Source organism: Burkholderia sp. WAC0059 (assembly GCF_002870125.1).
Classification (GTDB): Bacteria; Pseudomonadota; Gammaproteobacteria; order Burkholderiales; family Burkholderiaceae; genus Paraburkholderia.
This window is the reverse complement of record NZ_PNEO01000018.1, coordinates 1-20,693: the sequence shown is the minus strand read 5'-3', so window position 1 is coordinate 20,693 and position 20,693 is coordinate 1. Positions and strand designations below refer to the sequence as shown.

At 60.1% G+C, this 20,693-nt stretch carries 23 protein-coding genes and 2 pseudogenes; 17 read left to right on the top strand and 8 right to left on the bottom strand.

The features are described 5' to 3' along the window. Positions 1–50: 50 nt before the first annotated feature. The 6 genes and pseudogenes from CY652_RS18060 to CY652_RS18030 all read left to right on the top strand — a co-directional run bounded on the left by CY652_RS18060 (position 51) and on the right by CY652_RS18030 (position 4,942). Positions 51–1,001, top strand: a complete 951-nt coding sequence (locus tag CY652_RS18060; protein ID WP_102132090.1) for an NAD-dependent epimerase/dehydratase family protein — start codon at positions 51–53, stop codon at positions 999–1,001. A gap of 51 nt (positions 1,002–1,052) precedes the next feature. Beyond that, positions 1,053–1,730 (top strand): type 1 glutamine amidotransferase domain-containing protein, encoded by a 678-nt coding sequence (locus CY652_RS18055; protein WP_102132089.1) that lies wholly within the window; start codon positions 1,053–1,055, stop codon positions 1,728–1,730. Further along, positions 1,727–2,593 (top strand): type 1 glutamine amidotransferase domain-containing protein, encoded by an 867-nt coding sequence (locus CY652_RS18050; protein ID WP_219723760.1) that lies wholly within the window; start codon positions 1,727–1,729, stop codon positions 2,591–2,593. Before CY652_RS18055 ends, CY652_RS18050 begins: the two co-directional genes overlap by 4 nt. Positions 2,594–2,722: 129 nt before the next feature. After that, positions 2,723–3,304 carry an SRPBCC domain-containing protein gene (locus CY652_RS18045; RefSeq protein WP_102132087.1) on the top strand — a complete coding sequence of 194 codons (582 nt, stop codon included), beginning with the start codon at positions 2,723–2,725 and terminating at the stop codon, positions 3,302–3,304. 27 nt (positions 3,305–3,331) lie between these two features. Beyond that, positions 3,332–4,025: pseudogene (locus CY652_RS18035) on the top strand (SDR family NAD(P)-dependent oxidoreductase). A gap of 32 nt (positions 4,026–4,057) precedes the next feature. Beyond that, a complete protein-coding gene (locus CY652_RS18030; RefSeq protein WP_102132085.1) occupies positions 4,058–4,942 on the top strand; it encodes an NmrA family NAD(P)-binding protein in 885 nt (294 codons plus the stop codon). Positions 4,943–5,053: 111 nt separating this feature from the next. Here the strand turns inward: CY652_RS18030 and CY652_RS18025 are convergent, their stop codons facing one another. Both CY652_RS18025 and CY652_RS18020 read right to left on the bottom strand, forming a co-directional pair. Further along, positions 5,054–5,374: a hypothetical protein gene (locus CY652_RS18025; RefSeq protein WP_146010138.1), complete on the bottom strand. Its 321-nt coding sequence runs from the start codon at positions 5,372–5,374 to the stop codon at positions 5,054–5,056. A gap of 137 nt (positions 5,375–5,511) precedes the next feature. Next, entirely contained in the window at positions 5,512–6,117 is a 606-nt protein-coding gene (locus CY652_RS18020; RefSeq protein ID WP_102132083.1) for a TetR/AcrR family transcriptional regulator, read from the bottom strand. An 83-nt stretch (positions 6,118–6,200) separates the two neighbouring features. On the opposite strand from CY652_RS18020, the gene CY652_RS18015 reads away from it, so the two are divergent. Continuing rightward, entirely contained in the window at positions 6,201–7,229 is a 1,029-nt protein-coding gene (locus CY652_RS18015; protein ID WP_102132082.1) for an alpha/beta fold hydrolase, read from the top strand. Positions 7,230–7,590: 361 nt separating this feature from the next. On the opposite strand, the pseudogene CY652_RS18010 reads toward CY652_RS18015, so the two are convergent. Then, positions 7,591–7,986, bottom strand: a pseudogene (locus tag CY652_RS18010) (LysR substrate-binding domain-containing protein); the annotation flags it as partial. 21 nt (positions 7,987–8,007) lie between these two features. On the opposite strand from CY652_RS18010, the gene CY652_RS24915 reads away from it, so the two are divergent. Both CY652_RS24915 and CY652_RS18000 read left to right on the top strand, forming a co-directional pair. Further along, positions 8,008–8,469, top strand: coding sequence for a hypothetical protein (locus CY652_RS24915; RefSeq protein ID WP_258002354.1), 462 nt, complete (start codon positions 8,008–8,010; stop codon positions 8,467–8,469). Between the two features lie 13 nt (positions 8,470–8,482). Continuing rightward, positions 8,483–8,956: a nuclear transport factor 2 family protein gene (locus CY652_RS18000; RefSeq protein ID WP_180970657.1), complete on the top strand. Its 474-nt coding sequence runs from the start codon at positions 8,483–8,485 to the stop codon at positions 8,954–8,956. On the opposite strand, the gene CY652_RS17995 is transcribed toward CY652_RS18000, so the two are convergent. Beyond that, a complete protein-coding gene (locus CY652_RS17995) occupies positions 8,896–9,807 on the bottom strand; it encodes a LysR family transcriptional regulator (protein ID WP_102132078.1) in 912 nt (303 codons plus the stop codon). The genes CY652_RS18000 and CY652_RS17995 overlap by 61 nt on opposite strands. 128 nt (positions 9,808–9,935) lie before the next feature. Between CY652_RS17995 and CY652_RS17990 the strand changes: the two genes are divergently transcribed. The 5 genes from CY652_RS17990 (at position 9,936) to CY652_RS17970 (ending at position 14,220) form a co-directional block, all read left to right on the top strand. Continuing rightward, positions 9,936–10,796 (top strand): NmrA family NAD(P)-binding protein, encoded by an 861-nt coding sequence (locus CY652_RS17990; RefSeq protein ID WP_102132077.1) that lies wholly within the window; start codon positions 9,936–9,938, stop codon positions 10,794–10,796. Between the two features lie 3 nt (positions 10,797–10,799). Continuing rightward, positions 10,800–11,975, top strand: a complete 1,176-nt coding sequence (locus tag CY652_RS17985) for an MFS transporter (protein ID WP_102132076.1) — start codon at positions 10,800–10,802, stop codon at positions 11,973–11,975. Positions 11,976–11,995: 20 nt separating this feature from the next. Continuing rightward, positions 11,996–12,769 (top strand): SDR family NAD(P)-dependent oxidoreductase, encoded by a 774-nt coding sequence (locus tag CY652_RS17980; protein WP_102132075.1) that lies wholly within the window; start codon positions 11,996–11,998, stop codon positions 12,767–12,769. A gap of 49 nt (positions 12,770–12,818) precedes the next feature. Next, positions 12,819–13,556, top strand: coding sequence for an SDR family oxidoreductase (locus tag CY652_RS17975; protein ID WP_102132168.1), 738 nt, complete (start codon positions 12,819–12,821; stop codon positions 13,554–13,556). A 169-nt stretch (positions 13,557–13,725) separates the two neighbouring features. Further along, positions 13,726–14,220: a hypothetical protein gene (locus tag CY652_RS17970; protein ID WP_258002353.1), complete on the top strand. Its 495-nt coding sequence runs from the start codon at positions 13,726–13,728 to the stop codon at positions 14,218–14,220. A 43-nt stretch (positions 14,221–14,263) separates the two neighbouring features. On the opposite strand, the gene CY652_RS17965 is transcribed toward CY652_RS17970, so the two are convergent. From CY652_RS17965 to CY652_RS17955, 3 genes are all read right to left on the bottom strand, one after another. After that, the gene (locus CY652_RS17965) at positions 14,264–14,482 is read right to left on the bottom strand and encodes a tautomerase family protein (protein ID WP_102132074.1); all 219 of its coding nucleotides are present in this window, start codon (positions 14,480–14,482) and stop codon (positions 14,264–14,266) included. Positions 14,483–14,581: 99 nt separating this feature from the next. After that, a complete protein-coding gene (locus CY652_RS17960) occupies positions 14,582–15,481 on the bottom strand; it encodes an SDR family oxidoreductase (RefSeq protein WP_102132073.1) in 900 nt (299 codons plus the stop codon). 20 nt (positions 15,482–15,501) lie between these two features. Beyond that, entirely contained in the window at positions 15,502–16,242 is a 741-nt protein-coding gene (locus CY652_RS17955) for an SDR family oxidoreductase (RefSeq protein ID WP_102132072.1), read from the bottom strand. Positions 16,243–16,352: 110 nt separating this feature from the next. Between CY652_RS17955 and CY652_RS17950 the strand changes: the two genes are divergently transcribed. The 3 genes from CY652_RS17950 to CY652_RS17940 all read left to right on the top strand — a co-directional run bounded on the left by CY652_RS17950 (position 16,353) and on the right by CY652_RS17940 (position 19,464). Further along, positions 16,353–17,249: a LysR family transcriptional regulator gene (locus CY652_RS17950; protein WP_102132071.1), complete on the top strand. Its 897-nt coding sequence runs from the start codon at positions 16,353–16,355 to the stop codon at positions 17,247–17,249. Between the two features lie 149 nt (positions 17,250–17,398). Beyond that, entirely contained in the window at positions 17,399–18,103 is a 705-nt protein-coding gene (locus tag CY652_RS17945; RefSeq protein WP_258002352.1) for a FadR/GntR family transcriptional regulator, read from the top strand. Continuing rightward, the gene (locus CY652_RS17940; protein ID WP_146010136.1) at positions 18,100–19,464 is read left to right on the top strand and encodes a CynX/NimT family MFS transporter; all 1,365 of its coding nucleotides are present in this window, start codon (positions 18,100–18,102) and stop codon (positions 19,462–19,464) included. The genes CY652_RS17945 and CY652_RS17940 overlap by 4 nt, the downstream gene beginning before the upstream one ends. 568 nt (positions 19,465–20,032) lie before the next feature. On the opposite strand, the gene CY652_RS17925 is transcribed toward CY652_RS17940, so the two are convergent. Further along, a partial coding sequence (locus tag CY652_RS17925) for a glycine betaine ABC transporter substrate-binding protein (protein WP_102132067.1) occupies positions 20,033–20,693 on the bottom strand: 661 nt, incomplete at its 5' end.

Genomic DNA, 20,693 nt, shown 5'->3' with positions numbered 1-20,693 from the left:
TAACCCCGAGGCGTTTTCACTGGTTCATCTTTTCCGGCACGGAGTAGTACATGCGTATTTTTATGACGGGAGCCAGCGGCTATATCGGTCGCGTGGTGGCGGAGCATGCTCTTGGACAAGGTCACGCGGTTATTGGACTCGCGCGCAATGCCCAGACGGCTGATCGTCTGGTGAAGGCTGGCGTGACTCCACTGGAGGGCAGTCTATTGTCTGGCGAATTACTCACGAAGGCGGCATCGGAGGCGGATGGAGTGATCCATCTGGGTATCGATTACGGTGTGGGTTCGTTTGAAGAGATCATGTCCAGCGACAAGGCGGCCGTCCGCGCGCTGGCAGCCGGTCTGGCCGGTACGGGCAAAGGGCTGATTACGACCTCAGGCACGGGGGTGGCTGCGCCAGCTGCTGACGGCGGCGAAACGAATGAGGATGCCCCGCTCTGGGAAAATCCGATATTGCGCTTACGTGGCGAGGCTGAAGCCGACGCCCGTTCACTGGCTGCAGATGGTGTGCGTGTAGCTGCGATCCGTTTGCCACCGTTCGTCTACGGGCGCGGTGGCAGTTCGTTCGTGCCAGCCTTGCTGAAAGCGGCGATAAAAAACGACTTCGCACCGTACATCGGTACCGGCACGTTGCTCACAAGTGCAGTCGATGTCGACGAGGCGGCGAAGCTGTATCTACTGGCACTCGAAAAAGCGTCAGCTGGTGTGGCGTTCAATGCGACGACCGAACGCGATATTCCCTTGCGCGCGCTAGCCGAAACGATTGGGGCGGCAACTGGAGTGCCAGCCCGTAGTCTGCCGCGCGCCGAAGTCGAAGCGTTGCTCGGACCTTTCATCACGATCTTCCTTGATACGAGCAGCCGACCATCTAGCGAGCGCGCCGTACGGCAGCTTGGTTGGCGACCGGCGCCGACGCTGTCGTTGCTGCGCGATATCTCGCATGGCTCGTATGGCGAGGCAATTTCCCAGTTTAAGCGCGACGTCACATCCTCGCATTCGTGAGGTGGTTGTGGCCACGACACGCAATCGCACCGTTTCGCTCATGGAGATACGATGAAAATCTTGATGGTTCTCAGTTCATGCGACCAGGTTCCTGGCTCGGATCGCAAGACCGGCAGTTGGCTGGATGAAGTAGCAGGCCCGTATTACACGTTCATCGAAGCCGGTGCCGAGGTTGTTCTGGCATCTGTGCAAGGCGGCCTGGCACCCGTTGATCCGGCTAGTGAGGCCGATTTTGCGCAGACCGATGCAACACGTCGTTTCTCAGCCGATCCACTGGCGCAGCACGCGCTGGCGAATACGGCCGTGTTGTCGACGCTGCAATGGAGCGACTACGATGCTGTCTTCTACAGCGGCGGGTTAGGTCCCGTATTCGATCTCACAAGCGATCAGACGTCGATTGACCTGATCGAACGGATGAGTGCTGCACAGCGGCCGGTAGCTGCTGTCTGCCACGGCGTAGCCGTACTGCGCGGCACGGTACGCGCGGATGGTCGGCCATTGATCGACGGACGGGCTGTGACGGGATTTTCCAATAGCGAGGAAGTCGCCGCACATGGTACCGGCGTCGTGCCATTCGTGATTGAAGACGAAATGCGTCGACTCGGTGGCATATACACGAGTGCGACAGATTGGAATCCGCACGTCGTAGTGGATGACAGACTGATCACCGGGCAAAACCCTGCCTCGTCAGTTCCGGCTGCGCAGCGAGTGCTGGAGATGCTGCGATGAGAGCTTTCAGGCAGATTGCATGGTGCGTGCTTGCCGCGCTTTTCAGTCTTACGCTGGCTCCAGCCGCGATGGCGCAGGCGCCGAAAGGCAAAATTCTGATCGTGCTGTCGAGCGAGCATGAATTGCCCTTGAAGGACGGCAAGACCTTCGAGACGGGCTATTACCTGAATGAACTTGTGATTCCCGCCCGTAAGTTCGCTGACGCCGGGTACGAACTGGTCTTCGCTACTCCCAAAGGTAACGTGCCTGTTGTCGATCAGGCATCTATCAGCGCTGATTACTTTGGCGGTAGTCGAGAAGCGCTGGACGATGCACGGCGTTATCAGGCCAGTCTAGTTGGCCTACAACATCCGTTCAGGCTTAGTGACGTGGCGCGTGGCGATCTAAGCCAGTATCGCGCGGTATTCGTGCCGGGAGGACCGGCCCCCCTCATCGACCTGATGGCCGACCGTGATCTTGGCGCGATCTTGCGTGACTTCCATGCACATGGTCGCACCACGATCTTTCTGTGTCATGCGCCAGTGGCGTTACTGGCTGCGTTGCCCAATGCGTCCGATATGCAGGTGGCATTGCGAGCGGGGGACGTGGCGCAGGCGAAGCAACTTGCGAGCACTTGGCCGTATCGCGGTTACCGGATGACGGTATTCAGCGATGAAGAGGAGACCATTGCCGCACAGAATGTCTTTCATGGTGAACCGCCGTTCACACCCGAGGAAGGCCTGCAGATAGCAGGTGGCAAAGTCGAGACAGTAAAGGGCTGGGCACCTAACGTCGTCGAAGATCGCGAGCTCTTGACTGGCCAAAACCCGGCCTCGGACGAACAGCTCGCCGAGCTTGCGCTGCGTGTTCTGGCAGCACATTGATGCCGTGTGCGTCGGCCTGCCAGTATCGGCAGGCCCATTATCAAGCCTCACTTTAAACAGTTTTCAATGGATCGGGCATGACGGAGCCTGATCCATTTGTTAGCTTGAATAGTATTTCGGGAGTAGATAATGCGTATTGTGACGAGCGGGATCGGAGTGTTAGCTGTCTTTGCCGCATTGACTGCTGTACAGGCTGCTAATGCGGACCAGGTCGATCAGGATTTGTCCGAGCATTCAACGCAGATCCATTGGCCGGGCAGCCCGAATCCGACTGACGCCAATGTTTTCTCGCACAATGAAATCGTCATCGACGCGTCGTGCGATGCAGTATGGGGTCATCTGGTTGACGCAACAAAATGGCCATCGTGGTATCCGAATTCGCACGACGTCAAGATCATCAGTGGCGAGACGAAGATCGGTCCGCATTCTCGTTTTACCTGGAAGACGTTCGGAGTTCCCATTGACAGTACCGTGGCGGAGTATGTGCCGGGCGAACGACTCGGCTGGTTCGGCTACGGTCCGCACGTGGCCGCTTACCACACCTGGCTGCTCGTCCAGGAAGGAAGTCAGTCCTGTCACGTGATTACCGAAGAAGCGACCAAGGGGCCTGCTGCGGTATCGACTCGTCGGACTGATCCAGCAGGGCTGCATAACGGACATGAACTATGGGTCACGAGGCTCAAGATACTTTCGGAAGCATCGGCTTCCTGATGTGGCGCGTTCTTCAGGATCTTGTCCATGGATTTAACTCCGCTGAGTAAGCTGCAGTTGCCCCTTGATGGTCGTGTGGCGCTAGTCACTGGCGCAAGTTCCGGCATTGGTCGGGCCAGCGCGGTTGAGCTAGCCCGCCGTGGTGCCAAGGTCGTTCTTGCAGCAAGGCGCGAAGCTCAACTGGCAGCCGTGCAGGCTGAGATCAAACGCGAAGGATGGAGATGTCTCATTACTGATCAATAACGCTGGGGTAATGCACAACACGCCCTTCATGACCGATACAGCGCCTGATGCCGCCGCAAGCGAGATGGCAGTCAATTATTTCGGCACGCTTAAGATGTCGAGAGCATTTGCTTCGATCCTTGCCGGATCGGGCGGAGGCGCGCTTGTCAACGTTCTTTCCGTCGTGAGTTGGTTCACGAATCCCATGAATGGGACCTACTGTGCATCGAAGGCTGCCGCGCGGGCATTGACTGATGGTCTTCGGCTCGAGCTTGCGCGTCAGCAGACTCAAGTCGTTGGGGTTTATGCCAGCTTCATAGATACGGATATGGCGGCCGCAATTGACGCGCGCAAGGCCTTGCCAGCAGATATCGCCAGCAAAGTTCTCAGTGGAGTCGAAGCGGGCCGAGATGAGATTCTCGCCGACGAACGCAGCGAAGAAATCGGTCGCCTGCTTGCACAGGATCGCGTTGGGTTTTACCGGACGCTACCTCGTTGATCAATTGATCAATATTTTCACGGAGAAATGACATGTTTGCGGTATTGGGTATTACTGGCCAAGTGGGTGGTGCTGTCGCACGGGCACTGCTGGATTCAGGCGAGTCGGTGAGAGCCGTAGTCCGTAGTGAGGGAAAAGGTCGACCGTGGGCGGAATTGGGATGCAACGTAGCCATTGCTGACATGGACGATGCAGATGCAGTCGAGCGAGCATTGCAGGGTGTACAGGGTGCGTTTGTGATGCTGCCGTCCAATTTCGATCCCGAGGACGGCTTTCCGGACACGATCCGTACGGTCGATGCCTTATGTCGCGCTCTCGAGGCGGCTCGCCTCGAAAAGATCGTGTGCTTGTCGACAATTGGCGCGCAGGCCGATGAAACGAATCTGCTGAGCAAATTCCAGTACGTCGAGGCGCGCATGGGTGCGTTGCCCTCTGCTGTGACGTTTCTGCGCGCCGCATGGTTCATGGAGAATGCCACGCGTGACATCAAGCTGGCGGCGGAGACGGGGGTGATTGCCAGTTATCTTCAGCCATTGGATCGCCGAGTGCCGATGGTATCAACCGAAGACGTCGGCCAAGTTGCAGCCGAGATCCTGTCGAGGGAAAGTTGGGCGGGTAGCCGCATCGTGGAGCTCGAGAGTTCAAACCGGGTGTCGCCCGACGAGATTGCTTCGACGCTCTCCAAATTGCTCGGTCGTTCGGTTCGCGCTAAAGCCGTGCCGAGGGAGACGTGGGAGGCACGTTTCCGAGCCCAAGGCGCGGCGAATCCACAATTGCGTATCCGCATGCTGGATGGCTTCAACGAAGGGTGGATTGAATTTGAACATGGTCCTGCTGGATCGAGAAAAAGCTCTATCACACTGGAGGCCGCATTCGAGCGCATGGTAAAACGACTGACCGGACATCAGCCGTTGTAGTGAATGGTAGTCTCGTGATTGGTCATATCTCGCCTGCCTCGCCCCGCTGTTGATACCGGCGTGGTGCCTAGCCGAGTGAGATCGTAGGCGAAGCCGCTGGTGGGCAGTCCGCTATTCCATGGCTTGGGCGTGCGATACGCCGCTATATCGCAGGAAGTGATAGAGGCACACGTCGTGGTTAAGTGCGAAGAACAGCGCGGCCGCGGGCGTGCCCTCACTATCGAGCAAGTCCGTGTCGTATTCGTTCGCGAGGTCGATGAGCGGACGATAAACAGCTTTCGCTACATCGCTCCAAGTCTGAACATGATCAGAATGCGGCGGACTGTTCAAGTCGCGTAGAACTTGAACCAGAATACCGTTTGCTTTGGCGACGAGTTCGGGCGAAAGGTCGCGGCACAAACTTCCCCAGTCCTCAGCGGTGGGAATAGCCACGGTACTTCGAAGTAGCGCAGCGGGCCTCGCGACCTTCGGTAAGGCTGAGAATACCTGTAGTCGGTAAGGTCGGGGAATACCGGGATCGGACAGGTAATTTGCAGCCTCGCGACTGCTATTTGAGCAGGCCGTCCTTCTCAGGTGTTTTGCGGGAGAAACAGCCTTTGCAACACGCTCCGCGCGATCTGGGCTCCCTGCCTCCTGTCGGCAGGTTGTTGCGCGAGGCCCTGCGAAAGGGCCATGATCATTCGTGCCATTTCTTCCGGGGAAATGACGGACTGAACTTTGGCTCTCTTGCATACAACCTTGACCCATCCTGCTATCACGCCCACCTGATATTCAAATTCTTCCTTGATGGCAGCCGCGAAGACGGGATCGCGCCTTGCCTGCAATTGCGCTTCGGCGACGAGCAACGGTGCACTGGCATCTCCAGCGTGTTGTTCCACTATTGAAGCCACGATATCGAGGACGCTATCAAAATCGTCGACGGGAAAGCTCTCCAAAGCCTGCAATGCCTCCCGCTGTCTTTGCTTGAGGCGTTGCAGGAGGACCAGGAACAGATCTTCTTTCGTCTTGAAGTTTGAATAGAACGCCCCCTTGGTAAAGCCAGCATCAGCGACGATGTCACCGACGGATGTGCCGCCAAAGCCACATTGGGCCACCAGCTTCTCGGCTGACGCCATCAGCAGCTCACGGGTTTGCGCTTGGGCTCGATCCCTCGAAGTCAGCTTTCTTTCTTCCATCTTAAATACCGATTGGAATTTTAAATTCCATATGATATTCTAAATTCCATTCGGAATCCAGGACGCAGGCCAAGGAACCATCCATGTCTCGTATCCCATTGATCGTCGCAGCGTGTATCGCTATTGGCATCGCACTTCCTTTTGCTCTCGTTGCTTTCGGCACGGGCTCAGCACCTCCTCCCTTCAGGGACTTCCATCCATCCTCGGGGCCGCCCGGCGAGGTCGAACCGTACCATGCTCGAGATGGGCAGACTCTCATCGTTCGCCGTTACAGTCCGGACGCGCCGGTCGATGGCGCCGCCGTCCCCATTGTGGTGATTCTGCAGCACGGCGCAGGCGCCAGCAGCCTGTTCATGGCTGACGTTGCGCAAGCCCTTGCAGCCAGGGGAATCACTGTTTACTCGCCTGACTGGCGCGGCAGTGGCCTGTCCGGACAGTCGGGCAACATCAAGTATATCGGCCAGTTGGAGGACGATCTCGACGATCTCTTGATCGTGCTTCGACGCCGTTACCCCAACGCACGGTTTATCTATGTGGGTCATTCCGCTGGTGGCAGCTTCGGCATGCGGATCGCCGATGAAACTGTTGGACAGAAGTTTGACGAAATTGTTGTGGCCGCACCTTATCTGGGCCTGCGCGATCCGGCGACACGACCGAACGGTGCCGGAGGATGGGTCAAGATATTCACGGGAAGGCTGATCGGGCTGAAGATATTGAACGCTGTTGGCATCCACGCTTTCAACGGGCTTCCCATCATCGCATTCGCCATGCCGAAGGATGTCGCGCCCGAGCAAGGCGCACGCTCGTTTTCCTATCGCATGGTGGAAAATTTCAATGCGGCTGGGGGAGCCGATCTTTTCACGCCCAAACGGACCTGGCGCGATGACGTCAGGGGGGCTGCAGGGCGTATGAGCTTTATCTTCGGCGGGCAGGATTTGGGAATAGATCCGGAAAAAGCTCGCGATGAAATCCAGTCGGAGTTTCCAGGTACTGTCGTAACCATTGTTCCGGACAGTGATCATGTCGGCCTCACGGAAAGACCGGACGCCATTGCTGCCATCGTCAACGCCATTTCGGCCGCCAGACCACAAGCAATAAGTCCGGGACGGTAGCGGGAAGTTTCACTTCCCTCAACATGAACATCTGGAGGTACGGACGTGAACGCAACGCAAGTCTCTTGATAGTCGTTAGGTATGGAGAATATTTATATTGATCGGTATATATGGTTGACTCAATGCGAGCGATGAAGAAAGCAGATCATGCAAAGGTTGAGCTGCGTTGCTGTCCGAGGCGCTATACGGTTGGTATCTACCGCACAGGCAGAAATCGGACTGCGGTGAGCCCCGATCTTTGGCTGGAGGCAGGGGACGACTGAAGCTGGCGAAGTCGAGAAATACTAGGATCATCCAAGTAATTGCAGCCTCAGAATCGATTTTCAGTCTGATCGTCGCCAGTGTTGGTCCGAGGAGAAGTCTAGTCGAGGTCAGGCTGCAGATATTCCGCGAGGAACTCCACGAAAACACGCAGCTTCGCAGACAGCTTGTTGCGCTCAAGATAGATCGCATAGATGTCGGCGTTCGGTAGTGCCCATTCCATCAGCAGAGGGACGAGTCTGCCCCGCCTGATGTGCTCGTTGAGTTCCCATTCCGAACGCACGGCGATACCACGGTCGTCCAAGGCCCACTGCAACACGGCGTTGCCATCGTTGCTTGACAGCGCGCCACCGACCTTCACCGTTTCCATGCGCTTGCCGCGCGAGAAATGCCAGGTACCGTAGGCCGAGTCGTTTTCTCTCAGCACGAGACAGGCATGGCGCGTCAGATCGTGTGGCGTTGACGGAATGCCATGCCGGGCGAGGTACGCAGGCGACACGGCCATCGCTATTCGCCCGTGGATTTCGACGATCCGAATTTCGACGCAAGGCCCTACGACAAATGGAAGGCCTACGGCCAGTCGAAGACGGCCAACTCGCTTTTCTCGGTGGAGCTGGACAGGCTCGGGCAACCATTCGGTATTCGGGCTTTTGCCGTGCATCCGGGCAGGATTCCGTCGACGGCCCTCAAGCGTTCCCTGACATTCAAGGAGTTGCTGGCCATGCCCCTTCTGTGGTTCAACAAGGTCTACGTAAAAAACATCCAGGAAGGGGCTGCGACTCAGGTGTGGGCCGCGTTGAGCAGTCAGCTCGACGGCAAAGGCGGTGTCTATTGTGCGGACTGCGATATCTCGCCCGTGGTGGCGAGTGACAGTCCGTTGCCTAATTCGGTGCGCGACTACGCTGTCGATCCGGGCTTTGCGAAGCACCTGTGGACGCTGAGAGAGAAAATGACGGGCATCGAGTGGCTGGGCAGGTAGCTGGCTGATCGTTGTGTCAGATCGGCTGAACTTTCCTGGCAAACTCGGGCAGGGCGACACCGAAGCGGTCGCCGCGCTGTTCGCCGAGGAAGCTGAATGGGACATCGCAGATGACGTGGGTGCATTGCCGTGGCTTGGGAAAAAGCCTGGACGCAATGCGGTCGTCGATTTCATTCGCGATTCGGCCAACCTGATCGAGCGGCTGAAACTTGAAGCTCACGACATCGTTGTCGGTGAGCGGTGGGCAGTCGTCCTTGGGGAATTGGCTTCGCGCTACAAGCCCAATGGCAAGATCATGGAAACTGCATGTGCTGTGGTGCTGCAAATCTCCGACGGAAAGATCACACCCTACCCGAATGCTCGAGGACAGCTTTGCTGTCTCGCAGGCAGTGCGTACGGCCTGACCGTATGTCGGGCAGAGTCTCCCTACCTGCCGGTAAGCGATGCGACGAAGTCAATGAAGGCCCGAGTCTTGGCCGGGAGATGATGACGGGACGGATAGAGCGCATAGAGCGGAAATCGGTCGTCTCCCCAATCGGGAAATAGCTCGACCAGCTTGCCGCTGGCAATTATCGGCTCCACGCCGATTTCCATGACCTGGGCGATGCCGTAGCCTGCGAGACACGCACTGTGCATGGTGCCGACGTCGTTGAGCGTCAGCCGGCCGTTCGTCTGTATCTGGATCTTCTTCCGCTTTTGGTGAAACTCCCAGACAAACGGCCGTCCCGTTTCCGGATTCAGGAATTCGATGCAGACGTGCGAACCATTCTCCAGCTCCCTGGGCTGGGCCGGGAGGCCGCGTCTGCGCAGGTAGGCGGGTGCCGCTACGGTCAGGATGCGTGTATCCAGTAGTTTGCGCGCGACCAGGCTCGAATTGCGTGGTTCGCCGAAGCGTACCGCCAGATCGAAGCCGTCGGATACCATGTCTCCCAGGTGATCACGTGTCATCAGGTCCACGTGTATCTCTGGATATCGATCCAGAAACGCCTCGAGGTGAGGGCCGAGAATGAGCCGAGAAAAGAACGGATCGACGTTCACCCGCAGGTGGCCGCGGACCGTTGCCCTATCCCCGTTGGCCATCGCCGCGGCTTCTTCCAGCCCGGCCAGCAGGGGCGCGATCTGTTCGTAGAAACGGCGTCCTTCGTCGGTCAGTTTGACCACGCGCGTCGTGCGGTCGAATAGCCGGATGCCGAGTCGGGCTTCCAGCCGGGCAACAGACCGGCTTACGCCCGATTGGGACATATCCAGCTGTCTACCCGCTTCCGCGAAGCTGCCCGACCTCACGATTGCCGCGAATACCCCCATGCCGTTCAGGTGACGCTCATCAAATCTGTTCATTTTCACCTCTATAGATGACGTGAAAGCATAAATCATATTACGTTCATGTCATTGAGGGATGGGGCGGGCGCTGCCAAAATTCGTCTCGTACCTTCATGGAAGGCGAATTCTGAAAAGGAGTCTCGATCATGTATGTCATCACCGGCATTACCGGTCAGGTGGGGGGCGTCGTTGCCAGGACCCTGCTCGCAGCAGGGCATGATGTGCGCGCTGTCGTGCGCGATACGGCAAAGGGCGACGTCTGGGCGAAGCAGGGGTGTGAGGTTGCCGTGGCTGATATGTTCGATGCCGCGCCACTTGCCAAGGCGTTCAAGGGGGCAGAAGCTGTATTCTTGCTGTTGCCGCCGAGTTTTGATCCCCAACCGGGCTTCCCGGAGGTTCGCAAGCTAGCGGACACACTGAGCGTCGCGCTGCGCGAAGCACAGCCCGGCAGGATCGTCAGCCTGTCGACCATCGGCGCGCAGGCGACGGAAGAAAACCTGCTGAGCCAGCTGGGCCTGATCGAAAAGACGCTTGGTTCGTTGCCGACGCCCGTGACGTTTCTGCGCCCGGGCTGGTTCATGGAAAACACGCTGTGGGATATCGCTCCGGCGAAGGAGCACGGCGTGATCCAGAGCTTCCTGCAGCCGCTCGACCATCTTTATCCGATGGTTGCCACGGCGGATGTCGGGAGTGTCGCGGCAGAACTGCTGACCGAGCGTTGGGACGGCAAGCGGGTGGTCGAACTCGTCGGGCCGGGCGAAGGGGTTTCGCCTTATGCGATTGCGGAGGCGCTTGGCCGCCTGCTCGGCTGCGCGGTCCGCGCAGAGGCAGTGCCGCGCGATCAATGGGAGTCGTTGTTCCGCAGCCAGGGGATGAAGAACCCGATTCCGCGTATCCGCATGTTGGACGGATTCAACGAAGGCTGGATTCGTTTCGAGCACACGCCGCGCCGTGGTTCCACGACGCTCGATCAGGTGCTGCTGGGTTTGATGAGCCGGACAGCCTGAGCGATGAGCACGGAAGGGCGGGTACGAGCCGGTTCGATGTCGGTGGGAGGATTGGTGCCGCAACTGGCCGGCGCCTGCGGCATCGTTGCTGCAGGAAGCTATCTCGCCCAGCCGTTGACGGCGCGGATTGCCGCTGACTTGCACCTCGCCCCCAATCTGGCGGGCCTCATCGTGACGCTCAGCCAGATTGGCTACTGCCTGGGCCTGCTGTTCGTCTCGCCGCTCGCTGACCGGTTCGAGAACCGGCGCCTGCTGACGATTGTGCTTGCCGCTTCCGCGGCAAGCATGTTACTGGCAGCGTTCTCACCGGCCGGCGTCTGGTTTCTCGTGGCGGCTGCGGGTATCGGTGTCAGCTCCGTCGCGGTACAACTGATCGTCGCGCAGGCTGCGCGTCTTTGCGACGACGCATCGCGTGGCCGCGTGGTCGGCGGCGTAACCAGCGGCCTGCTGTGGGGCATCCTGGCTGCCTGGCCGGTTGCGAATCTGCTCGGGGATGCTTTGGGCTGGCGAGCGCTGTTTCTTCTTGAAGCGGCAGCTGTCCTGATCCTGGTTCCCTGGTTGCGCAGCGTCCTTCCCGAATGGCAGCCGCAGACGCGCATGGCTTATCTGGAAATCGCCGCTTCGCTGCCCTGGTACTGGCGTCGATATGGGGAACTGCGCATGCGCGCGGCAATCCAGTCGCTGCTGTTCGGCGTGTTCAGCATGACGTGGACGTCGCTGCCGGTGTGGTTGCGAGACCGCTACGGTTTTCATGCGACGGCGATTGCCTGCTTCGGTCTGGCGGGAGCGGCCGGCGCACTGGTCGTGCCACTGGCGGGGCGCCTCGCAGACCGCGGTCGAACGTCTGTCACGTCCATTGTCGCGGCCGCGGCCGTTGCGGCTTCGGGCCTCGTGATGTGTTTCGATCCGCCCTGGTGGATGCTGCTGATCAGCGTCATCGGGATCAGCGGTGGTGTTCAGGCAAGCCACGTCGTTTCCCAGCGGCGCGTGCTCGCACTGGAGCCGAGGGCGGCGAACCGCCTGAACAGCCTGTACGTCGGAGGTTTCTTTCTCGGCGGAGCCGCCGGCTCGGCGCTCGCCATGCCGCTGTATCGCGGTCACGCCGCATGGGTCGGGATCGCAGGCATGCTGGCTGGCAGCCTCGCACTGGTCCTGGCGAAGTCATTGAGGTCTTCGTAATCGTACTACCGGATATTGCTATGTCACGGATCTTTATTACTGGTTCGACCGACGGCTTGGGGTTCATGGCCGCCGAATTACTTCTTTCCCAGGGACACGAGGTGGTGCTGCATGCGCGCAGTCCCCAACGTGTCGAGAACGTGCGCCGGCGGCTTCTAGGCGCTTCTGCAGTCGTGATCGGCGACCTCTCGCGTATGTCGGAAATGAAATCCGTGGCGGAGCAGGTCAACCGGATCGGGACGTTCGACGCCGTCATTCACAACGTGGGCGTTGGCTACCGCGAGCCCAAAAGAATCGAGACGGAAGACGGATTGCCACATGTTTTTGCCATCAACGTGATGGCGCCGTACGTGCTGACAGCCCTGATCGAACGACCGCGTCGCCTCGTGTACCTCAGTTCCGGCATGCACCATGGGGTTACCGCGAACCTCGGAGATACAGGCTGGAAGCAGCGTCGCTGGAATGGCTCACAGGCCTACGCTGAGAGCAAGCTGTACGACGTTCTGCTCGCCTTTGCCATCGGCCGTCGCTGGCCCGACGTCATGTCCAATGCGCTGGAGCCCGGCTGGGTGCCGACGCGCATGGGCGGCCCTTCGGCCCCGGACGATCTCGATCAGGCTCATCTCACGCAGGTGTGGCTGGCTGCCAGCGACGATCCTGGCGCGCTGGTTTCCAGCGAATATTTTTACCACCTGCAGCGGCGCGTACCGAATCCAGGAGCGCGAGATCACGGCACGCAGGACCGGCTGATTGAGCAGTGTGAGTCGTTCTCCGGTATCCGGCTGCCCGACTGAGCGGGCTGCCAAAGAATACGTCCCGACTGCTTCACGAATGGAAACCAACATGAACATCAAAGGTTGTACGGCACTCGTCACCGGTGCCAATCGAGGCTTGGGGAAGGTTATCGTCGATCAGTTGGTGCAGGCCGGCGCTGCCAGGGTCTATGCAGGTATGCGTAATCCCGAGTCGGTTGCTCAGGCCGTCGTCACGCCTGTTTCCCTCGACGTGACGGACACGGATTCCGTGGCGCGCGTGGCGAAGATGTGCGGCGATGTCGACCTGGTCATCAACAACGCGGGGATCATGCTCGCAACGTCGATGCTGGCCGATGATTCGGAACAGGCACTGCGCCGCGAACTGGAGGTAAATGCGTTTGGCCCACTGCGTATCGCCAAAGCGTTTGCTCCGATCCTGGCGCGCAACGGCGGCGGTGCGATTGTCAACATGCTGTCGGTGGTGAGCTGGTACGTCTATCCGTTCAACGCCACCTATTGCGCTTCGAAGTTCACGGCACTGGCGATGACCGACGCCATGCGCGTGGAACTGAAGGCGCAGGGAACGCACGTGATGGGCGTCTATGCCGGCTTTATCGACACGGACATGGCCACTCGCGTAACAGGCGAAAAGACATCGCCGGTTCAGGTCGCTGAGCGGATGCTGGCGGGACTCCAGGCCGGAAAGGATCACGTTCTCGCAGACGCCGCTTCCGAAGAACTTTGGCGTGCGGTGAGGTTCGAGCCGGAGAGTATTGCCGCCTGGGCTCAATCGCTTTGGGACGCGGGTCGCGCGTGGGCCGTCTAGTATGACGAGCCGTTGCTCGCGTATCGACTGGAGTTTCGTTCGTATAGGCCGGTTGGGACGTGTGGTGTGGCCCGGCAGTCGGAGCAGGCGCAACATAGCCGGGAGCGGAAACAGCGTACAGCGGGGCGATCCGGCGCGATGGTTTCGGTGCCTGGTTGTGCCCGCATACGTGCTGGCGACGACGCTGGGAGTGACGGCCTGCGGCGGCACGCAGGAGCAGGATGCCGCGGGCCGGATGACGATGCGCTCGGCAGTGACCTATCGATTCCTGCTGCGCAATACGCCGTTCTTCACGGCCTTGTCCACCGAGCAATTGCAATGGGTCATCCACCATTCTCATGAATGGGCGGCCGATGCTGGCGCTGTCATCGCAAAATGCGAGGGCTCGCGCGCGCTAGACGCACCATACTGGATTTTGCTCGACGGAGGCTGGCAGGTCGAAACCGGCGGCCGCACGTTCGAGAGTGGTCATGCCGATCCTGGCCAGTGGTTCAGTGCGTCGGAAGGGCGAGGGCAATCCTGCGAACTCGTCGCGAACCGGTCCAGCTATGTAATGCGTATCAATCGTGCCGACATGCAGGGCATGCTCGAGCAGGGCTTCGGATTCGGCGCGCATCTGGACAGCGGCGCACGATACTACGGGTCGGTTTTCGGAAATAAATGATGCGCAGCCTGATTTCGGGTTGCACATCATGTATGGCGGCGTATTAATGCCCGGCTGCTCGCTTCCTCAACGTTTCCGCCGTAATGATTTCACGGGCGCGATAATATCCGCCATCGGGTACATCTTCAATCAGGATCATGGTGGTCTGACGCGATCCTTCTCCAAAAAAGGCCGCCAGCGTGTCGGCGAGGCGCGCAACAAGATCTGCTTTTTGCGGTTCGTCGATGAGACCGGCTGGGATCTTCACATTGGCAAAGGGCATGACTCTACTCCTGCAAGGTTGGGGGGCGTCCGCGGTTCCGTCTGTCGTGACACCGCAGACTCGCGGACAAAAACTGGACGGTTCATTCCGCGATGCTGATCAAGCTTGGGCCCGCGGCTTCAGCAGATCGGCGAGACCGAAGCGAGTCAACACCTCGGTACGCATGCGGTCGGCTACCGCGTTAACCACGACCGCGCCGTCGTCCGACGGGTCGATATGCACGCGGAACGGGCGCTTGCCGAACGGCGTATCGACGACGCGCACGATCTCGCGCGCCACATCTTCCGGATCGGCGTCAGCCGGTTCAGCCGAAATCTGGCCTTTCATGCTGATGTCAGCGATATCGGCCGTCGGGCCCTTCGCGTATTCCGCCGCGCGCGCCGCATCTTCCGGTGCGCCGGCATGCGCGAAGTGGTTAGTGCCCTTGGTGAACGCACCCGGCACGACGATGGTCGATTCGATACCCCACCGCGCGAGTTCCGACGCATAGCTGACCGCAAGTGCATCCATTGCCGCCTTGGCCGCGAAGTACGGTGCCAGATACGGCGGCGTGCCGCCGCGCGTGCTCGACGAGCCTACCCACAGCAGCAGTGCCTCACCTTGTTTGCGCATATGCGGCAACGCCGCGCGGTTCAGACGCTGGGTGCCGACCACATTGACGTCGTAGAGGTGGATGTACTGCTCGGGCAGGAACGCTTCGGCGGGACCATAGGCCATGTGGCCGGCATTGTGGACGAGCACGTCGAGGCGGCCCGATTCGGCGATCACCTTGGTGACTGCCGCCTCGACCGATTCCTGCGAGGTCACGTCGAGTTCGAGCGCACGCAGGTCGACGCCATGTTCCTTCGACCAGGCGGCCGTCGCTGCCGCCTGTTTTGCGTTACGGCCTGCGATGTCGCGCATGGTGCCGTACACGGTATGGCCCGCGTGGGCGAGTGCACGCGCCGCCATGAGACCGAAGCCGCTGGATGCGCCGGTAACGAGAATGATCTTGCTCATGCCTTGCTCCGTTTATTCAGTTAGATGATGCCGCCGTTGGCGCGCAGGACCTGGCCGTTGATCCAGGCGCCGTCGGGACCCGCGAGGAATGCGACCGCATTGGCGATGTCTTCCGGCTGGCCCAGGCGTTCGAGCGGCGCCAGTCTGGTCAGGTGGTCGATGACTTCCTGGGTCTTGCCGTCGAAGAACAGTTCGGTGGCCGTTGGGCCGGGTGCCACGGCATTGACCGTGATGTTGCGGCCACGCAGTTCCTTCGACAGCACGTGCGTCATGGCCTCGACGCCGGCCTTGGTGGCCGCGTAGATCGCATAGGTCGGCTGGTAGAGACCGACCACGCTGCTCGAGAAGTTGATGATGCGGCCGCCCGGACGGAGCCGGTTAGCGGCTTCGCGCTGCGTGTTGAACGTTCCCTTCAGGTTGATCTTGACGATGCGGTCGAAGGTTTCGTCATCCATCGACGCGATGGGCTTGAGGCCGATGATGCCGGCGTTGTTCACGAGCACGTCGACGCCGCCGTAGGCGGTTTCGGCGGCCTCGAACATGCGGCGTACAGCGGCGGCATCGCTGATGTCGGCCTTGGCCGAGCGCGCGTGGCCGCCTGCTTCTTCAATCTGTTCGACGACTGCGGCGGCGGCGGCATCGCTGCCCGAGTAGTTGACGACGACGGTAAAGCCGTCGGCCGCCAGCCGTTTTGCGATAGCGGCGCCGATTCCCCGGGAGGCCCCGGTAACGATGGCGACCTTGCTGGTTTCCTGTGCCATTTTTCATGCTCCTGTACGGGTTGAATGACTGCAGGAGAAAGATAGTTATTTTGGTGTGGCGGATAAACTGGCTAGAATTGGCATCACAATTCTGAATCTGGAACAATGAGATGGATCGGATCGACGCCATGCGCCTGTTCGTCCGGATCGTGGAGCGCGGCAGCTTTGCAGCCGCTGCCCGGGATCTGGACGTGCCGCGCTCGAGCGTGACGCAGGGCATTCAGGAACTGGAGCGCCGCCTGGGGGCACAACTGCTGCAGCGAACGACACGACAGGTGAGGCCGACGCTCGACGGCGAGGCTTTCTATCGACGTTGTCTCGGCATCATTGCGGACGTCGAGGAGGCCGAGGCCGCCTTTAATGGAGCGAAGCCGTCAGGCCTCTTGCGGGTCGATGTTCACGGCACGCTCGCACGCCATTTTATGATGCCAGGGCTGCCGCAATTTCTCGAAACTTATCCGGGCATCCAGGTGCTCGTCAGCGAAGCGGATCGCTTCGTGGATTTGACCCGAGATGGAGTGGATTGTGTCCTTCGAGTCGGCGAATTGCCCGACAGTTCGCTGATCGGCCGCCGGATTGCCACACTGGAGGAAGGAACGTTTGCCAGCCCGGACTATTTGGCGCGGCATGGTGTTCCGCAAAGCCCCGGGCAGCTCGAAGGGCATCGGATGATTGGCTATCTGTCCCAGGTGACGGGAGAAGTCATTCCCCTGGAATTCATGATCGGCGGGAAACGTCAGACCGTCACGTTGCCGGCAAGCATCATGGTGACCGGTGCCGAGACGAACGTCGCCGCTGCGCGGCTAGGACTGGGCCTGATCCAGGTGCCGCGCTACCGGGTGGCTGAGGATCTCGCGGCAGGAGCCCTGGCCGAGGTGCTCGAGAACTTTCCGGCGCGGCCGCTTCCAGTCCACGTGCTATACACTCGCACGCCTCAGCTTTCACCTCGGGTACGGGTCTTTGTGGACTGGTTGGCAAAAGAGTTTGCTTCCAGATTACCTAGGTGATCCTCGATCTGTCCGTGCAACCGAGCATTTGACAGCGAGTATCCTATGCGCCCCCGGACTGCCCGGCTATCGGTTGACGTTTACCGGTATGCACGGCCGCAAATCTCCGCTACAATTCATTAAATGAATTAATCATTGGATGAATTACAATGCTTGTTTCCAAAGAACTGAATCGACCTGCCGCGCGCGTATCCCTGGTCGATTCGGCTGCCGAAATACTGCGAGAGCGCATTAGCGGTGGCCTCTGGAAAGTGGGAGACAAGCTCCCCATCGAGCCTGAACTGGCGACGTTGCTGGGCGTCAGCCGCGGGACCGTGCGCGCGGCGGTCCGCAGCCTCGCCGTCGCGGGCCTGCTCGATGTCCGGCAGGGTGCGGGAACCTTTGTCGCGTCCACGACCGAACGGTCCGCTGAGCTGAAGCGGCTACGGCGTACCGGGCTGCGCAGTCAGTTCGAGGTGCGTCGCGCTCTTGAAGTGGAGGCAATGCGCCTTGCGGCCGTCCGCGCGACGGCGCGCGAAATCCGGCAGATTGACTCGCTGCTCGAGAAGCGCGGCCACTGGCTTGGTATCGACAGCGACAACGCGCGATTCGTCGCCGACGACTACCAGTTCCACTTTGCCATTGTGCGCTCGGCCCACAATCCCGCTCTGCTGGAAACCTATGAATTCCTGTCGCTGGCGGTGAACGAAACCATCGCCTCGACCCTTGAAGTCGACATTCCGGAACCTGACTATGATGCGCACCGGTCGCTGATCGAGGCAATCGAGTCGCGTTCTCCCGATGCAGCGGAAGCGGCGGTGCGGGACTTCATGGATTTCATCCTCGCCGCATTGCCGGAGGTGCCCCGTCAATGAGCGCCGACGTTTCCCGTCCGTCCCGGCCGAGCAGCGCAGAGCGTGCTCTTTCCGGTGAAGCGTCATCGGCCCCACTGATGACGCTCGGGGACGAACCGTTGGTCGATGCCGAAGTCGACTCGGTTCCCCGTCCCGCAGTGGAGCAAGTCACAACGGCGCGCGGGAAAGTGTTGCTGGGTGCAAGTCTCGTGCTGGTCGCACTGAATCTGCGGCCGCTGTTTTCAAGCCTCGGATCGTTGTTGCCCGAAGTCGTTCGCGCGGATGGTCTTGTACCCGCGATGGCAAGTGCCATCACAACCGTGCCGGTTCTCTGTCTCGGCATCTTTGCGCCGCTGAGTCCAGCGCTTGCCCGCCGCTTCGGCGCGGAACAGGTTATTTTCTGGCTGACTTTGCTACTGGCGGCCGGCACCGCGTTACGGGCAGCCGATCCCGTTGTGGCTCTGTTCGTGGGCACTGTTCTCGCGGGCGCGTCGATTGCGGTTATCAACGTGCTGTTGCCCGGCCTGATCAAGCGTGACTTCGCGGAACGCACTGGTCTGATGGCGGGGTTGTACACGATGGCACTGTGCGCGGGGGCGGCGATGGCGGCAGGATTTACGGTCCCGCTCGAGCGTCATTTCCATGGCGCATGGGAACCGGCGCTGGCGTTCTGGGCGATCCCGGCTTTCGTGGCAGCACTGTGCTGGCGTCCTCATGTACCGTCTACACACAAGGCCAGTCACAAAAGGCGGATCGTGTCGCGCGGTCTTTGGCAATGTGCGCTCGCATGGCAGGTGACGATTTTCATGGTCCTGCAGTCGATGCTGTCGTTCACGGTGTTCGGATGGCTTGCTCCGATCCTGCGTGAGCGCGGCGTGCCGGCCGATCACGCGGGGCTTGTCGTTTCGGTTTCAGTGGTCCTTCAGATGCTTGCCTGCCTGGCTGCCCCCGGCATTGCCGTGAAACTGCCGAATCAGCGGATGCTGAATGGTGTGGTCGTCGTGCTGGCTGTCGGCGGCTTCCTCGGCTGCCTGTTTGCGCCGCTGTCGACACTGTGGCTCTGGGCAACCGTACAGGGGATCGGACAGGGTGCGTTGACGTCTGTTGCGCTCACGCTGATCGTGCTGAGGTCGAGGAATGCCCATATTGCTGCGGAACTGTCCGGCATGGTTCAGGGCGTCGGCTATGGTGTCGGTGCGGCCGGACCTTTGCTCGTCGGTGTACTGCATGGCCTGAGCGGAAATTTTGTCAGTGTCGGGTGGATGTTCGGTGCCGTAGGGGCGGCTGCGGTCATCTTTGGCATCCTTGCTGGTAGAGCGCGCCACGTGAAAGGCGTGCTGTACGAGATCCGTATGATCGAAAGGATCGTTACAGAAGCATAGCGAAAACTCCACGATGCGTGCTTTTCCTTCGGGCGACTTTGCCCCCCGACATAAGGTTGGAGCATGGACTCGCGCGCTTCCGACTGTGCCTGGCTACTACTGGGTCAGGGATCAGTTGGACCGAGGTTGTCCCCGGCTCGTTTACGTCATCTACAACGCCGAGCTGCACCAATGGGAGGCCGAGTCATTTGGCGACCTGATGCCAATGCGTCTTGAGCAGTCATTTCGCGGCGCGTTCTGGATGGGGCCGTTAGTCGAGCCAGCATGATTACGGCAAGTTGACGAGTGCGGCCAGCCATAATCTCCACCTCGAGTCCGGATACGCGAGCGAATGCTGCGTCGACACGACAGTGCATCGCGCGGCAGGCTTTGGGTATCGAGTGACCCTCGCTCAGGACACGCACACGACGCACGATATGCCGCGCGGCGGCCGCGTGGATCAGCAAGCATCACACGTAGCGCCTTTTGACCGTAGGTCGAGACGCGTGCCGTGTCGGATCTTGTGTTTCTGTCGCGTTGCTACGTGTCCGCCTAGTGCTCGAGTCGAGCCGAGTCGGGTGGGCCTCGTTCAGCCGATCCTGCGCGGCAGGGACCGCGCGGCGTCCACCGGATCGAGCCTGTCTCGCGAGACGAGATAGTCCAGCCGCGAGACCTCTTCATTGCCAAGGTACGTGCTGCGCAGGTCGAAGACGGCCCCCACCGGCAACCGCTGCATCAAGTTATGCCGTGCGACGAGCGTGGCCTCGTCCGCGCCGCCCATCACGCCGTGCGGATCTTTCAGTTGCCGGATCGCGTATTTCTCGTGCAGGAACTGCGGCTTCCACAGCGGAACCACGACCCACCTGCCGAGCCGGACCGCCTCCTCATACGCGCCGACGCAGTCGTCCAGCGTGCCGTTTTCGAAGTGATAGCCCGAGTCCGAGAGCCCATACTGCGTGATCGCAGCGCGCGAGAACCGACTGATGCCCGCGCCCGGACCGATGCCCTGGATGCGCTTTTCCATACGCGCGACGGCTTCGGGTTTGCGCAGGTCGTCGATGGTCGAGACGATGTCCTCCGGCACGTAATCCGGTACGCCCCAGTACGCATACGGGCGGTAAAGCACGGTGACCTTCTCGAACTGGTCGGCCATCGGATCGAAATAGACGCCGTGGCTGTCCGGCAGCCAGGCACTGCACAGCATGTCGGCGGTACCGTTGCGCAATTGCTCAAACGCTTTTTCGTGCGGT